At 58.8% G+C, this 15,416-nt stretch carries 15 protein-coding genes; 8 read left to right on the top strand and 7 right to left on the bottom strand.

The features are described 5' to 3' along the window. Positions 1–6 precede the first annotated feature (6 nt). Together ACR0NO_RS17700 and ACR0NO_RS17695 are read left to right on the top strand one after the other, a co-directional pair. Positions 7–1,233 carry an argininosuccinate synthase gene (locus ACR0NO_RS17700; RefSeq protein WP_170380221.1) on the top strand — a complete coding sequence of 409 codons (1,227 nt, stop codon included), beginning with the start codon at positions 7–9 and terminating at the stop codon, positions 1,231–1,233. Positions 1,234–1,372: 139 nt separating this feature from the next. Further along, the gene (locus tag ACR0NO_RS17695; protein ID WP_170380220.1) at positions 1,373–1,654 is read left to right on the top strand and encodes an SCP2 sterol-binding domain-containing protein; all 282 of its coding nucleotides are present in this window, start codon (positions 1,373–1,375) and stop codon (positions 1,652–1,654) included. On the opposite strand, the gene ACR0NO_RS17690 is transcribed toward ACR0NO_RS17695, so the two are convergent. Genes ACR0NO_RS17690 through ACR0NO_RS17680 form a run of 3 tightly spaced genes read right to left on the bottom strand, consistent with a single transcriptional unit; the run spans position 1,651 to position 3,512 of the window. After that, complete coding sequence (locus tag ACR0NO_RS17690) at positions 1,651–1,992, bottom strand: carboxymuconolactone decarboxylase family protein (protein WP_170462857.1); 342 nt, start codon at positions 1,990–1,992, stop codon at positions 1,651–1,653. The genes ACR0NO_RS17695 and ACR0NO_RS17690 overlap by 4 nt on opposite strands. Positions 1,993–2,003: 11 nt before the next feature. After that, on the bottom strand, positions 2,004–2,762 hold the full coding sequence (locus tag ACR0NO_RS17685; protein ID WP_170380218.1) for an amino acid ABC transporter permease: 759 nt from the start codon (positions 2,760–2,762) through the stop codon (positions 2,004–2,006). 9 nt (positions 2,763–2,771) lie between these two features. Further along, entirely contained in the window at positions 2,772–3,512 is a 741-nt protein-coding gene (locus ACR0NO_RS17680) for an amino acid ABC transporter ATP-binding protein (RefSeq protein WP_170380217.1), read from the bottom strand. A gap of 122 nt (positions 3,513–3,634) precedes the next feature. On the opposite strand from ACR0NO_RS17680, the gene ACR0NO_RS17675 reads away from it, so the two are divergent. Beyond that, positions 3,635–4,405 carry a transporter substrate-binding domain-containing protein gene (locus ACR0NO_RS17675; RefSeq protein WP_170380216.1) on the top strand — a complete coding sequence of 257 codons (771 nt, stop codon included), beginning with the start codon at positions 3,635–3,637 and terminating at the stop codon, positions 4,403–4,405. 160 nt (positions 4,406–4,565) lie between these two features. Further along, the gene (msrA, locus tag ACR0NO_RS17670; RefSeq protein WP_170643425.1) at positions 4,566–5,237 is read left to right on the top strand and encodes a peptide-methionine (S)-S-oxide reductase MsrA; all 672 of its coding nucleotides are present in this window, start codon (positions 4,566–4,568) and stop codon (positions 5,235–5,237) included. Here msrA and ACR0NO_RS17665 read toward each other — a convergent pair. Further along, a complete protein-coding gene (locus tag ACR0NO_RS17665; RefSeq protein ID WP_170689554.1) occupies positions 5,234–6,106 on the bottom strand; it encodes a ribokinase in 873 nt (290 codons plus the stop codon). The genes msrA and ACR0NO_RS17665 overlap by 4 nt on opposite strands. Continuing rightward, positions 6,103–8,364, bottom strand: coding sequence for an NADP-dependent malic enzyme (locus ACR0NO_RS17660; RefSeq protein WP_480724908.1), 2,262 nt, complete (start codon positions 8,362–8,364; stop codon positions 6,103–6,105). The genes ACR0NO_RS17665 and ACR0NO_RS17660 overlap by 4 nt, the downstream gene beginning before the upstream one ends. A 161-nt stretch (positions 8,365–8,525) precedes the next feature. Here ACR0NO_RS17660 and mutS point away from each other — a divergent pair, with 161 nt between their 5' ends. After that, positions 8,526–11,138 (top strand): DNA mismatch repair protein MutS, encoded by a 2,613-nt coding sequence (mutS, locus tag ACR0NO_RS17655; protein WP_480724961.1) that lies wholly within the window; start codon positions 8,526–8,528, stop codon positions 11,136–11,138. 58 nt (positions 11,139–11,196) lie between these two features. Here mutS and ACR0NO_RS17650 read toward each other — a convergent pair whose 3' ends face one another. Both ACR0NO_RS17650 and hrcA read right to left on the bottom strand, forming a co-directional pair. Continuing rightward, entirely contained in the window at positions 11,197–11,760 is a 564-nt protein-coding gene (locus tag ACR0NO_RS17650; protein WP_170470713.1) for a nucleotide exchange factor GrpE, read from the bottom strand. A gap of 10 nt (positions 11,761–11,770) precedes the next feature. Next, complete coding sequence (gene hrcA / locus ACR0NO_RS17645; RefSeq protein WP_480724907.1) at positions 11,771–12,835, bottom strand: heat-inducible transcriptional repressor HrcA; 1,065 nt, start codon at positions 12,833–12,835, stop codon at positions 11,771–11,773. A gap of 112 nt (positions 12,836–12,947) precedes the next feature. Between hrcA and rph the strand changes: the two genes are divergently transcribed. Genes rph through hemW form a run of 3 tightly spaced genes read left to right on the top strand, consistent with a single transcriptional unit; the run spans position 12,948 to position 15,416 of the window. After that, on the top strand, positions 12,948–13,661 hold the full coding sequence (rph, locus tag ACR0NO_RS17640) for a ribonuclease PH (protein ID WP_170412685.1): 714 nt from the start codon (positions 12,948–12,950) through the stop codon (positions 13,659–13,661). Beyond that, positions 13,658–14,272, top strand: coding sequence for an RdgB/HAM1 family non-canonical purine NTP pyrophosphatase (gene rdgB / locus ACR0NO_RS17635; RefSeq protein ID WP_475217086.1), 615 nt, complete (start codon positions 13,658–13,660; stop codon positions 14,270–14,272). Before rph ends, rdgB begins: the two co-directional genes overlap by 4 nt. Beyond that, positions 14,262–15,416, top strand: coding sequence for a radical SAM family heme chaperone HemW (gene hemW / locus ACR0NO_RS17630; RefSeq protein ID WP_480724906.1), 1,155 nt, complete (start codon positions 14,262–14,264; stop codon positions 15,414–15,416). Before rdgB ends, hemW begins: the two co-directional genes overlap by 11 nt.

Genomic DNA, 15,416 nt, shown 5'->3' with positions numbered 1-15,416 from the left:
AGTCAGATGTCCGCGCCCAAGAAAGTTGTTCTGGCCTATTCCGGTGGCCTTGATACCTCGATCATTCTGAAGTGGTTGCAGACCGAGTATGGTTGTGAGGTCGTCACCTTCACTGCCGATCTGGGTCAGGGTGAGGAACTGGAGCCCGCCCGCCAAAAGGCTGAGATGCTGGGGATTAAACCCGAAAACATCTATATCGAGGACATCCGCGAAGAGTTCGTGCGCGACTTCGTTTTCCCGATGTTCCGTGCAAATGCACAGTATGAAGGCCTGTACTTGCTGGGCACTTCGATTGCGCGGCCCCTGATCTCGAAACGTCTGGTAGAGATCGCTCAGGAAACCGGTGCTGATGCCGTAGCACATGGCGCGACCGGCAAGGGCAACGATCAGGTTCGCTTTGAATTGGCCGCCTACGCACTGAACCCCGAAATCAAGGTCATCGCCCCGTGGCGCGAGTGGGATTTGACCAGCCGTACTCGACTGATCGAATGGGCCGAAGCGCATCAGATCCCGATCGCCAAGGACAAGCGCGGCGAGGCGCCCTTCTCGGTAGATGCCAACCTGCTGCACACCTCCTCCGAGGGAAAGGTTCTGGAAGACCCCGCCGATATGGCACCCGACTATGTCTATCAGCGCACCGTCCACCCCGAGGACGCGCCCGATCAGCCCGAGTTCATCGAGATCGGTTTCGAAAAAGGCGACGCGGTCAGCATCAATGGCGAGGCGATGAGCCCAGCCACCATCCTGACCAAGCTGAACGAATATGGCGGCAAGCACGGCATTGGTCGTCTGGACCTTGTCGAAGGCCGGTTCGTAGGCATGAAGTCGCGCGGCATCTACGAAACTCCGGGCGGCACCATCCTGCTGGAAGCACACCGTGGTATCGAATCCATCACCATGGACCGTGGCGCGATGCACCTGAAAGACCAGCTGATGCCGCAATATGCCGAGCTGATTTACAACGGTTTCTGGTACTCGCCCGAACGCGAGATGCTGCAGGCCGCCATCGACAAAAGCCAAGAGCATGTCACCGGCACCGTGCGCGTGAAACTGTATAAAGGTCTGGCCTCGACCGTTGGCCGCTGGTCCGATCACTCGCTGTATTCCGAGGCGCATGTGACCTTCGAGGAAGACGCTGGTGCCTATGATCAAACCGACGCGGCGGGCTTTATCCAGCTGAATGCACTGCGTTTGAAACTGCTGGCGGCGCGCGACAAACGTCTGTCCAAGTAACCTGACAATCAGTCTAGAATTCAAAACCCCGGCAATCACTCGGTTGCCGTGGTTTTCTTTTGCCCACCGGACCCAGCGTCATGCTTGCCGGATGTGGGGCAATGTCTTTACGCATACGTCAAGTTTGAAAGGACTGACCATGCTGCAAGAGATCGCCGACGGAATTCAAAAAGGGCTGAATGGCAAAAGCTTTGACGGATCGCTCAAGTTCGATTGCGGCGACGCGGGTGTGATCGTGCTGGCCGACAATCAGGCGACCACGCAGGATCAGGATACCGATTGCACCATCCGCATCTCGCAGGACAACCTGACCAAACTGCTGACCGGCAAGCTGAACCCAATGACAGGCGTTGCGTTGGGCAAGCTCAAGATCTCGGGCAATATGGGTGTGGCGATGAAGCTGGGGCAGCTTCTGGGTTAATCGCCTTCCGAGAACACATCAAACGCCTTCAGCGCCTTTGCGCTGTAGGCAAAAGACGGGCCTCCGCCCATATAGGTCGCCATTGAGAGCGCCTCGCACAGTTCCTCGCGGGTGGCACCGAGACGCACCAGTGATTTCACGTGAAACCCGATGCAGCTGTCGCAACGTGTGGCGATGGCAATGCCCAGCGCGATGAACTCTTTGGTTTTTTCGCTCAGGGCGCCGTCGGTTTTGGCCGCCTTGCCCATCATCCCGAAGCCGCGCACCGTTTCGGGGACCTCTTTCGAGAGGGTGCCGATATTGGCCTCGGTCTCGGCCATGAAGTCTTTCCAGTCCATACTGTGCCTCCTTATCCGCGTTCGTCTGCGCCCATGCGGCGTTCCAGCCAGCGTACCCCGGCGCTGATGATCAGAACCAGGATCAGGTATTCAAATATCAGCAAGGTGTAGATTTCCAGCGGGCGGTATTCCGTCACCACCAGCTCATTCGCGCGGCGGGTCAGTTCCTGCATGCCGATGACGCTGGCAAAGGCGCTCATCTTAACGATGTAGATGAACTGGTTGGCCAAGGGCGGCAGGATACGTCGGATTGCTTGCGGCAGGATCACGTAGCGCATGGTTTGCACATAGTTCAGCCCGATGGTCTGCGCCGCCTCGCGCTGACCGCGTGCGATGGATTGGATGCCGGCGCGGTAGATCTCGGCCGTGAAGGCACTGTCGGAAATCGCCAGGGTGATGATCGCGCCCCAGAATGGGTCAATCGGGATGTTCAGACCCATCGACTGGAACACGATCGGCAGTCCGTAGAACACCCAGAACAGCATAGGCAACAGCGGAATGGCGCGAATGAACTCGACATAGACCCTGTTCAGCAGCCGCCAGCCGCGTTTCTCGGACAGTCCGGGCAAGGCAACCAACAGGCCGATCACAATCGACAGCGCCGCCGCGATCAGAGAGATCAGGATCGTCGCGCCCATGCCCGAGATCAGGAATTTCACATTGGTCCAGCCCGAGTCAGTCCTCGGGTCGATAACATACCAGCCCCATGTCTGGGATGAGGAACAGCCTGCCAGCAGCAGAAGCGGTATGAGGAGAAGTGCTTTTTTCATCGTACCCACTCAGTGCTGCAATATCTGGCTGAGGAACTTGCGGCACCGCTCCGAGGTCGGATTGGTGAAGAAATGCTCTGGCTTGCCCTGCTCCACGATCTCGCCCTCATCCATGAAGATCATCTTGTCGGCGACCTTGCGGGCAAACCCCATCTCGTGAGTGACCACGACCATGGTCATGCCTTCATTCGCCAGCTCAACCATCACGTCCAGCACCTCGGCGATCATTTCCGGATCAAGGGCCGAGGTCGGCTCATCAAACAACAGAACTTTCGGCTCCATGCACAGGGATCGGGCGATGGCGACGCGCTGTTGTTGGCCGCCGGACAGTTGGATCGGGCGTTTATCGGCCTGATCTGGGATGTGAACACGCTCAAGATAATGGCGCGCGCGCTCTTCGGCCTGCGCTCGGCTCAGGCCCCTCGCCTTGATGGGGCCAAGCGTCAGGTTGTCTAGAACGCTCAGATGCGGGAACAGGTTGAACTGCTGAAACACCATGCCGACCTCGGACCGGATCGTGGCTGCGGATCTGGCGTCATCCTTCAGCTCGACGCCGTCAATGCGGATGGTGCCTTTCTGGTGTTTCTCCAATTGGTTGATACAGCGCACGACCGTGGACTTACCCGAGCCTGACGGCCCGCAGATCACAACCTTTTCACCACTATTAACCGTGAGGTTGATATTCTTGAGGACATGGAACGTATCGAACCACTTGTTCACATCGACAAGCTCGATGGCGGGGTCTGGCATTGGTCGATCTGTCCCTAGTTTGCGCGGGTGGATTGATTTATTGGGCCTGCGCCCCCTATCCCGCTTAAAACAACGAACTATATATGGCAGCAAGTCCCAGCTGCCACCAACAGGAGAATTAAATGAACACAATCTGGAGAGCAGCCGCTGCCGCTGCGCTTGGTCTGGTCTTGTCAGGCGCAGCCCAGGCGCAATCGGCACTGAACGAAATCCTGGATTCCGGTGTGTTGAAGGTCGGCACGACCGGTGACTGGAACCCGATGTCCCTTCGGGATCCGGCCACCAACAGCTACAAAGGCTACGACATCGACATCATGAACGAACTCGCCGCCGATTTGGGAGTTGAGGTCGAATACGTCCCGACCGATTGGAAAACACTGGTGAACGGCGTTGTGGCGAAGAAATACCACCTGACCGGCTCGGCCTCGATCTCGCCGCCGCGGATGAAGGTTGCCGGATTCTCGGACAGCTATATCTCGGTTGAGCTGTTCCCATACACGACCAAGGACAAGGCCGACAAATTCGACGGCTATGAGTCGATCAACCAGCCGGGTGTGACGGTCGCAACAACGCTGGGCACAACCTTTGAGAAGCGCGTCCGCGAGTGGTTTCCGAATGCCGAGATCAAAGTGGTCGAAGCCCCCGCACGTGGTTTTCAAGAAGTGATCGCCGGACGGGCCGATGTGTTCATCACATCGAACATCGAAGGCTCCACCTTGGAAGAGAAGTTCCCGATCGAGCGTGTTAAGAACGCCGGACCACGTTCCCCTTCACCCATCGCGATGATCCTGCCGCAGGATGATCAGGTCTGGATCAACTACGTGAACAACTGGATTGAGGTGAAGAAAGCCCAGGGCTTCTTTGAGGAAAACCAAAAGAAATGGGGTCTGTGAACCTGCCAACGCCCGGCCCCACGGCCGGGCGTTTTCTTGCCGGTCGCGTGGGTAAACAGGTCAGTCAATAAACTCAGGTCACCAGCGCGTGACATTCCATGTCAGGCAATTGCAACTTGTTAGAACACCGGTCACCTTGAGTCTCGGAAGGAGACATACCATGACCCGGACTGCATATCTCGACTACCTAAAACCCGCCCTGTTGTTCACCTTGATTGCACTGGCCGCAACCTTGCGCGCCGTTCCGGCCCCGGCTGCAGGGACCGAGACCCTGACGGTTGCCGGCGGATGTTTCTGGTGTGTTGAATCCGATTTCGAATCCGTACCCGGCGTCATAGGCGCCGTGTCCGGGTTCACGGGTGGTTCTGTCTCGAACCCGACATATGATCAGGTGACCAAAGGCGGCACGGGCCACTACGAGGCGGTTCAGATCACGTTTGATCCCGCGCGCGTCTCACGTGAAACGCTTCTGAACATGTTCTTCCGCTCGGTCGACCCCACAGATGCAGGCGGTCAGTTTTGCGACCGTGGAGAGAGCTACCGAACGGCAATTTTCGTGTCTAACGCAGGGGAAAAAGCGCTTGCGCAACAGGCAAAGACCAACGCGCAACGAGCGCTTGGCCAAACGGTCGTCACCCCGATCCTGCAGGAGGGCGCGTTTTATCCGGCCGAGGCATACCATCAGGACTACTACAAAGGCGACAAGCTGGTGTTCACCCGCTTTGGCCCCAAACGCCAGAAGAACGCCTATAAAGCCTACCGCAATGCCTGCGGTCGGGATGCACGGGTGAAGCAGCTTTGGGGAAGTGATGCGCCCTTTGCCGGATCTTAATCCAACTGCGCGTCACGGACTTCCCTCAGATCCGGAATGACATCTGCAGTGCCGTGCCGCGTGACCATCAGGGCCGCGGCGCGGTTCGCTTGTAGAATGGCCTGCTCCATCGGCATGCCACGGTCCATCCCGGCCAGAACGTAGCCGGTAAACGTATCCCCTGCGCCCGTTGTATCCACCGCCTGCACCTTATGCGCGGCGAAATCCACGGGATCACAACCCTGCTGCAGATACCGCGCGCCCCTCGACCCAAGCGTAACGATCACATGGCGCACCGGCAGTTCCGCTGCATCCAACCCGGTTTCCTGCCGCAATTGCTCGGCCTCGACCTCGTTGAGGATCAGGAAATCCAGATAAGGCAGAACCTCTTGTACCGATTGCGCCTGAAACGGCGCGGCGGCGTAGCAGACGGTCAGGCCAAGCTCATGCCCCAGACGGGCCGCTTCGACCTGAGCGTTGGTTTCGTTCTGCAAAACCAGAATATCTCCGGTATTGGCCGAGGCCAGCGCCTGCCCGATCTGCGCGCTGTCCAACGCGTGGTTAGCGCCGGGGTAGAGGATGATAAGGTTCTCGCCCTGCGCGTCCACAGCAATGATCGCGTGACCGGTCGGCACATCCACCTCAGCGATGAACCGCGTGTCGACACCATATTCCGTCAGCCGATCCTTGGCCCAGCGCCCATCCGGACCGACAGCACCGATATGGCTGACACGGGATCCCGCGCGCGATCCGGCAACGGACATATTGGCCCCTTTGCCGCCCAGAAAACGCTCAAGACCGTCTGCCGCCAAGGTCTCACCCGCCGCAGGCAGGTGCGGCAGGCCGTAAACCATGTCGGCATTGATCGAGCCCAGGTTCCAGATCGTCATGACTTGCCAATATCGCAGGAGGCCAGAATGGCCATGTTGAGGATATCATTGGCCGTCGACACGGTCGAGCAGATCTGGATTGGCTTGTCGACGCCAGACAGGATCGGGCCGATCACTGTGGCGCCGCCCATTTCCTGCATCAGTTTGGTCGAGATCGAGGCCGAGTGCCGGGCGGGCACGATCAGGATATTGGCCGGCCCGGTCAGGCGCTGGAACGGGTATCCGGCCTGCTGATCCACGTTCAGGGCAACATCGACGGTCATCTCGCCTTCGTATTCGAAATCTACGCCACGCTGGTCCAGAACCGCTGGCGCACGGTGCATCTTTTCGGCCCGCTCTGAAACCGGGTAGCCAAAGGTCGAGAAGCTGACAAAAGCCACGCGAGGTTCAAGCCCCATATGGCGGGCCACGTCGGCCGATCGTTCAGCGATATTGGCCAGATCGTTCTCATCCGGCCATTCATGCACCAGAGTATCACCGATCAGAACAATGCGCCCCTTGTGCAGCAACGCCGTTACGCCCGCCGCGCCATGGGCGGCATCGGCGTCGAACACATGGTTGATCCGGTCCAACACATGGGCCGATTTGCGTGTCGCCCCCGTCACAAGGCCGTCGCCATGCCCATGCGCCAGCATGAGGGATGAGAACACATGCCGATCCCGGGCCGCCAGACGGTGGATATCCTTGGGGTCAAAACCTTTGCGTTGCAAACGGTTGTACAGGAAATTCGAATAGGTCTCGAGATGCGCGGTGTTGGCGGCGTTCACCACCTCAAGCTCGCGCACGGCGTCGCCCAGACCAGCCTCTTCCAGCTTGGTTTTCACGTCATCTGGACGGCCCACAACCAGCGCCTTGCCAAAGCCCGAGCGCTGATAGGTCACCGCAGCGCGCAACACGCGCGGATCGTCGCCCTCGGCAAAGATCATGCGGCTTTGTGCCTGGCGGGCACGGGCGTTCAGGCCGCGCAGGATGCTGGCGGTCGGGTCCATGCGGGACTTGAGGCTCAGCTCATAAGCCTCCATGTCGATGATCGGACGGCGGGCCGCTCCGGTATCCATCCCGGCCTTTGCGACCGCCGGAGGGATGCGGTGGATCAGGCGCGGGTCAAACGGCGTCGGGATGATGTAGTCGCGGCCAAAGGTCAGCGATTTGCCATAGGCCATGGCGACCTCATCCGGCACATCCTCACGCGCCAGACGGGCCAGAGCATGGGCGCAGGCAATCTTCATCTCGTCATTGATGGCGCGCGCATGGATATCCAGCGCACCGCGGAACAGGTAGGGGAAGCCCAGAACGTTGTTCACCTGGTTCGGATAGTCGCTGCGGCCTGTGGCAACGATCGCGTCAACGCGAACTTCATGCGCCTCTTCCGGAGTAATCTCAGGATCCGGGTTCGCCATCGCGAAAATCACCGGATTATCGGCCATGCTTGCAACCATATCCTGCGTCACAGCCCCCTTGACCGACACGCCCAGGAATACATCCGCACCCTTCATGGCATCTTCAAGCGACCGCAATTCGGTTGAGATCGCATGGGCCGATTTCCACTGATTCATGCCCTCAGTCCGGCCCTGATAGATCACGCCCTTTGTGTCACAGACGATGCAGTTCTCATGCCGTGCGCCCATCGACTTGAGCAGTTCGATACAGGCAATGCCCGCAGCACCCGCACCGTTCAGAACGATCTTAACGTCCTCAATTTTCTTGCCCGAAATATGAAGCGCGTTCAGCAGACCCGCCGCACAGATCACCGCCGTGCCGTGCTGGTCATCGTGGAAGACCGGGATGTCCATCTCTTCTTTCAGGCGCTGTTCGATGATGAAACATTCTGGCGCCTTGATGTCTTCGAGGTTGATGCCACCAAAAGTCGGCCCCATCAGACGCACCGCGCGGCAGAACTCATCCGGGTCTTCGGTGTCCAACTCGATATCGATCGAGTTCACGTCGGCGAACCGTTTGAACAGAACGGATTTCCCCTCCATCACAGGTTTCGAGCCGAGCGCGCCAAGATTGCCAAGACCCAAAACAGCCGTCCCGTTCGAGATCACAGCAACAAGATTGCCCTTGTTGGTATAGTCATAGGCGGTCTCGGGCGCTTCGGCGATTGCTTCACATGGAACGGCGACGCCGGGGCTGTAGGCCAGCGAAAGATCGCGCTGCGTGGTCATGGGAACAGTGGCCTGCACCTCCCACTTGCCGGGGGTCGGGTCGAGGTGAAAGGCCAGCGCCTCTTCTTTGGTGATCTTCGCTTTGGGCATCTTAAATGTCGTTTCCATGACTTCGGGGCTGATGCGTCATAGCGCAGCCACGCGCGGGCCTCAACGAGAATGAGTTTTCGGCTTTTACAGAAGATGGGGGATTTGTAAGGTCACGTCCGGAACACGCCAGAAGGGGGCCGCTTTTGTCCACAGTCACGCCGATGATGGCGCAGTATCTCGAGATCAAAGAGGCCCATGCCGACGCCCTGCTGTTCTACCGCATGGGCGATTTCTACGAGATGTTTTTTGAGGACGCCGTCAACGCCGCCGAAGCGCTGGACATCGCCCTGACCAAGCGCGGCAAACACAATGGTAACGATATCCCGATGTGTGGTGTTCCGGTGCATGCGGCCGAGGGCTATTTGCTGACCCTCATCCGCAAAGGGTTTCGCGTGGCCGTCTGCGAACAGATGGAAAGCCCAGCTGAAGCGAAGAAAAGAGGCTCTAAATCGGTGGTAAGGCGCGATGTCGTGCGTCTGGTAACGCCCGGCACGCTGACCGAAGACGCCCTGCTGGAAGCCCGCCGCCACAACTTTCTGGCCACATATGCCGAGGTCCGTGATGAGGCCGCACTCGCCTGGGCCGATATCTCGACCGGGGCGTTTCACGTGATGCCTTTGACCTCCGTGCGCCTCAGCCCAGAGTTGGCACGTTTGGCGCCATCCGAGTTGATCGTTGCCGATGGGATGGAGCAATCGCTAAACGAAACCGTCCGCGATCTGGGAATCTCGCTGACGCCTGTTGGACGGGCCAGTTTCGACAGTACCGCGGCGGAAAAACGCATCTGCGGGCTGTTTCACGTGGGCGCGCTGGAGGCGTTCGGCTCCTTTGGACGGGCCGAAGTGTCGGCCATGGGTGCCCTGATCGACTATCTTGAGATCACGCAGAAGGGCAAACTGCCCCTGCTGCAAACACCCTTGAAGGAATCCGAAGACCGCGTGGTGCAGATCGACGCCGCCACGCGGCGTAATCTGGAGTTGACCCGATCCCTGTCGGGCGGTCGCGCCGGATCGTTGTTGTCGGTTGTTGACCGCACAGTCACGCCGGGCGGGGCACGGTTGCTGGAACAGCGCCTCTCAAGCCCGTCCCGCAATTTGGATGTGATCCATGCCCGTCTCGACGCGGTCGGCTTTACCGCCGAAGACAGCCTGATCGCCTCGGACCTGCGCGAGGCCCTGCGCAAAACCCCCGATCTGGACCGCGCCCTGTCTCGCCTGTCGCTTGAACGTGGCGGGCCTCGCGATCTGGCCGCCATCCGCAACGGCCTGACCCAAGCCGCTGCAATTGCAGGCATTTGCGAAGGGCAGAATCTTCCGGTCCTGCTGGCAACTGCCTTGCAAAACCTTGTTGGCTTCGACGACCTCCTGAACCTGCTGGATGAGGCTTTGGTGGCCGAACCGCCCCTGCTGGCCCGCGACGGAGGTTTCATCGCCCCCAGCTTTGACCCCGAACTGGACGAAGCACGCACCCTGCGCGACGAAGGACGATCCGTCATCGCCGGGTTTCAGCAGAAATATGCGGAACACACCGGCATCACCTCGCTGAAGATCAAGCACAACAACGTGCTGGGCTATTTCATCGAAACCACGGCCACCCATGCCGAGAAGATGCTGAACCCGCCATTCTCCGAGACCTATATCCATCGTCAAACCACCGCCAACCAGGTGCGGTTTACCACCGTCGAACTCTCGGAAATCGAAAGCCGTATCTTGAATGCTGGAAACTTGGCGCTTGAGATTGAAAAGAGGCTTTATAAAAGGCTTTCTGACGAAATTTTGGCCCTCGCCGCCCGCCTCAACCAAGCCGCCAGAGGACTGGCCGAGCTGGATCTAACCACCGCGCTGGCCGATCTTGCGCGCGGTGAGAATTGGTGTCGCCCACAGGTCGACACCTCGCGCGCCTTTGAGGTTCAGGGCGGACGTCACCCGGTGGTCGAACACGCGCTGCGCCAGCAAAGCGGCGACGCATTCGTCGCAAATGACTGCGATCTCAGTGCCGAAGACGGAGCCGCCATTTGGTTGTTGACCGGTCCCAACATGGCCGGTAAATCAACCTTCCTCCGCCAGAACGCTCTGATCGCCCTACTGGCCCAAATGGGCAGCTACGTCCCTGCGGAACAGGCCCATATCGGCCTTATCAGCCAGCTTTTCAGCCGCGTCGGAGCCTCTGACGATCTGGCCCGAGGTCGCTCGACCTTCATGGTCGAAATGGTCGAAACTGCCGCCATTCTGAACCAGGCCGACGACCGCGCCCTGGTCATTCTGGATGAAATCGGTCGCGGCACCGCCACCTATGACGGCCTCTCCATCGCCTGGGCCACATTAGAGCACCTGCACGCCGCCAACCAATGCCGCGCCTTGTTTGCCACGCATTACCACGAACTCACCGCGCTTGCTGGAAAGCTTAAAGGCGTCGAAAACGCCACCGTCGCCGTGAAGGAATGGGAAGGTGAGGTCATCTTCCTGCACGAGGTCCACAAAGGCGCCGCCGACCGGTCCTATGGCGTACAAGTCGCCCAGCTGGCGGGTCTGCCCGCCTCAGTCGTCGAACGTGCCCGCATCGTATTGGATCAACTGGAAAAAACCGAGCGTGAGGGCGGTAAACAAAAAACCCTAATCGACGACCTGCCCTTGTTCTCAGCCGCGCCACCGCCTCCGCCAGCCCCCAAAACATCACCGGTCGCAGACATGCTAAACGACATCCTGCCAGACGAGCTGACCCCCCGCGAAGCACTAGACCTGATCTACAAACTGAAAGAGGCGGCCAAATCCTGACCGCCCCTTCATCTTTTCAAAAATACTCTCGCCGAAGGCTTGGCCTCGCAGAGGCCAATCAGCTCGCAGGTGTCGACGACACCCCAACCTGCGCCGGGCGCAGCAAGCGATCATGCAACATAAACCCTTCAGCAGACACCTGAATAATGTCCCCAGCGCGCGTTCCCGGTACTGGCGCTTCAAACATCGCCTCATGCACATTCGGATCGAACCGATCCCCAACCTCAGGCGTGATCACTTCGATCCCGTGCTTCTGGAATACGTCCTTAAGTGCGCGCATGGTCAGCTCGACACCTTCCAGTAGACCGGCGGCAACCTCTTTCTGCTCATCGGTCGCGGCCTCAAGCGCGCGTTTCATGTTGTCATAAACCGGCAGCATGTCGCGGGCCAGCTTCGACCCACCATATTGTTCCGCGTCCCGGCGGGCCTTGTCGCCACGCTTGCGCGCGTTCTCTGCATCAGCCAAAGCGCGCATGAACTTGTCTTTGTAGTCATCCCGCTCGGCGCGCAGTTCATCCAGTTCCAGCGCCTCGTCGCTGATCTCAGCGAACTCTTCGGCCAGTTCTTCCGCTTCAGCCGCCATGATGTCGTCCAGAAATTCTTCGTTCTTGGGCTCTGCCATCTCTTACCCTCTAGCTCCGGTCGGATATCAGCTTGCCGACCAGTTGCGCCGTATAATCCACGATCGGTACGATCCGTCCATAATTCAAACGTGTGGGCCCGATGACCCCAACCGCACCAATTATCTTACGATCAGCGTTCATATAAGGAGACACCACCAAAGAGGAACCCGAAAGTGAGAAAAGTTTGTTCTCGGAGCCAATAAAAATGCGTACACCCTCGCCTTCCTCGGTCAATTCAAGGAATTCGGCAATGTCGCGCTTGCGTTCCAGATCATCGAACAAGGTGCGAATGCGGTCCAACTCCTCAGCCTCACCCGAATCTGCAAGAAGATTCGCCCGACCACGCACGATCAGACGGGCCGAGTCGCTTCCATCCCCGTCCCAGGCCGCAATCCCGCTTTCCACCATCTCTCGGGCCAGAATGTCGATCTCTTGTTTGCGGGCATCAATCTGCGACAGCATCTGACGGCGCACTTCGCTGAGCGTTCGCCCCTCGATCAGCGCATTCAGGAAATTCGCGGCCTCTCGCATCGAACTGGGCGTCTGACCCGGTGGCGGCGTGAACAGCCGATTTTCGACATGCCCATCCGAGAAAACTAGAACCACCAGCGCCCGATCATGCGCCAATGAGACAAACTCGATATGCTTGATCTCGGCCTCGTGTTTTGGCGTCAAAACCAGTGATGCGCCATGTGTCACGTGTGACAAGGCCGAGCCCACGCGATCCAGCATTCCGCCTACATCACCCGCGTTAGAGCCTAAAGTCTCATCCAGTTTCTGCCGATCATCGGCGCCCAGATCTCCAATCTCAAGCAAACCGTCCACGAACATCCTTAGCCCCTGCTGCGTCGGAATTCGTCCTGCAGACACATGAGGGCTGTCGAGCAGACCCAGAAACTCAAGATCCTGCATCACATTGCGCACGGTCGCTGCGCTGACTTTTTCTGAGAGAGTCCGCGTCAAGGTGCGGCTTCCCACCGGCTCACCGCTTTCCAGATAGCTTTCGACGATCAGCCGAAACACCTCACGCGACCGGTCGTTCATCTCTGACAGAATTCTGCTGGCTTCGCTCATTCTCGGTCCCCTGCTGGACTGCCATTAAATCGCAGGTAAATGAAAGGTCAATCGGGGTTGCATCGTAATGCCGCAGGACGTTATCCCCAACCCAGCAAACAAAGGAATTCCCATGCGACCCTCAGGACGTGATCTAAACGAAATGCGCGCCGTTTCAATCGAGACAGGCTTCACCAAACATGCCGAAGGGTCTTGCCTGATCAAGATGGGCGACACCCACGTGCTGTGTACTGCCACGATTGAGGATCGCGTGCCGCCCTTCATCAAGGGTTCGGGCCTTGGTTGGGTCACTGCCGAATACGGCATGCTGCCCCGCGCAACCAACACCCGGATGCGGCGTGAGGCAGCCTCGGGCAAGCAAGGCGGTCGTACCGTAGAAATCCAGCGCCTGATCGGCCGCGCCCTGCGCGCCGGCGTCGACCGGGTTGCATTGGGTGAGCGCCAGATCACCGTCGATTGCGATGTCATCCAGGCGGATGGCGGCACCCGCTGCGCTTCGATCACCGGCGGCTGGGTCGCGCTGCGGCTGGCCGTGAACAAGTTGATGAAAGCGGGTGACGTGATCTCAGACCCCTTGGTAGACCCTGTTGCAGCCGTTTCTTGCGGCATCTACGCGGGTCAGCCGGTTCTGGACCTCGACTACCCCGAAGACAGCGAGGCGGGCGTGGATGGCAACTTCATCATGACCGGCTCGGGCAAACTAATCGAAGTACAGATGAGCGCCGAAGGCTCGGTCTTCAGCCGCGCGCAGATGGATCAACTGATGGATCTGGCCGAAAAAGGTGTGGGTGAGCTGGCAGCCGCCCAAAAGGCCGCCACAGCATGACCCGCAAGTTCGACGGCGACAGGCTACTGGTCGCCACACACAACAAAGGCAAGCTTGAGGAGATGGCGCATCTCCTCAACCCCTTTGGCGTGACCGTGGTTGGCGCGGCAGAAATGAACCTGCCCGAACCGGACGAGACTGAAGATACCTTTGTCGGCAATGCCCGGATCAAAGCGCATGCTGCCGCCAAGGCCACCGGTCTGCCCGCCCTGTCGGACGATTCCGGGATCACCATCGACGCGCTGGACGGTGCGCCGGGCGTCTATACGGCCGATTGGGCCGAAACCGACAATGGCCGCGATTTCATGATGGCCATGACCCGTGCACATGACGAACTGGAGGCCAAGAACGCAGCGCATCCGCGCACCGCGCAATTTCGCTGCACGCTGGTTCTGGCCTGGCCCGACGGTCATGACGAAGTGTTCGAAGGCATCGCACCCGGTCATCTCGTCTGGCCAATCCGAGGTAAGGACGGCTTCGGGTATGACCCTATGTTTGTCCCCGAAGGTCACGACATTACCTTTGCCGAGATGGATCGTTGGGAAAAGAACAAGATCAGCCATCGCGGCCGCGCGGTGGAGATGTTCGTGAAGGGCTGCTTTGGCGGATGATTGGCGCAATGGGGGCTTTGGCCTGTATGTGCATTGGCCCTTTTGCGAGGCCAAGTGTCCCTATTGCGATTTCAACAGCCATGTTTCTAAAAGTATTGATCAAAAACAATGGCTTGATGCTTATCTAGCCGAACTGCGCCGATCAGCCGGTGAAACGCCCGACAGGGTTCTCAATACGATCTTCTTTGGCGGTGGCACCCCGTCACTGATGAACCCCGACACCGTTGTTGCCGTCATTGACGAAGCCCGCAGCCTCTGGCGGCCCGCCAACGACATGGAAATATCGCTCGAGGCCAACCCCGGCTCGGTCGAGGCCGGGCGCTTTGCCGCCTATCGTGACGCGGGCGTCAATCGGTTATCGATGGGTTTGCAGGCACTGAACGATGAAGACCTTCGACGCTTGGGTCGCATCCATACGGTCGCCGAAGCACGCGCCGCTTTCGACATCGCCCGCGCCTGTTTCGACCGCGTCAGTTTTGACCTGATCTACGCGCGCCAACATCAAACCCTTGAATCTTGGCAAGCCGAGTTGATCGAGGCCCTGTCGATGGCTGTCGATCACCTGTCGCTCTATCAACTGACCATCGAAGAAGGCACCGCCTTTGGGGATCGCTATGCGGTCGGTAAATTACGCGGTTTGCCCGAGGATGACCGCGCCGCCGATATGTATCTGGCCACGCAAGAGATCTGCGAGGCGCACGGACTGCCAGCCTATGAAGTCTCCAACCATGCCCGCCCCGGGTCCGAGTCTCAGCACAACCAGATCTATTGGCGCTACGGCGACTATGTTGGCATCGGACCCGGCGCGCATGGCCGTGTCACTTTGAACGGACGTAAATTCGCGACGGAGACTCATTTGTCGCCAAATACCTGGCTAAATGCGGTTTCAAACGGATCCGGAGAAAGTGATCGAACCGAGGTTTTTCCGCTGGAACAGGCAGCTGAATACCTTATGATGTGTTTGCGATTAACTGAAGGTCTAGATATGGAGAGGTTTAGCACTCTCTCCGGTTATCCTCTCCCCAAAGGCAAGCTCGAATCTCTCACCGACCTTGGCATGGTAGAGCTGTCAGACACGCATCTGAAGGCAACCAAAGACGGGCGTGCCGTTCTGAATGCAGTCATCCGCGAGTTGTTGGAGTAA

The sequence above is a fragment of the Ruegeria sp. CL3 genome (genome assembly GCF_056536505.1).
Note: the sequence above shows the minus strand (reverse complement) of the source record. Positions and strands in the feature narration are given on the sequence as shown.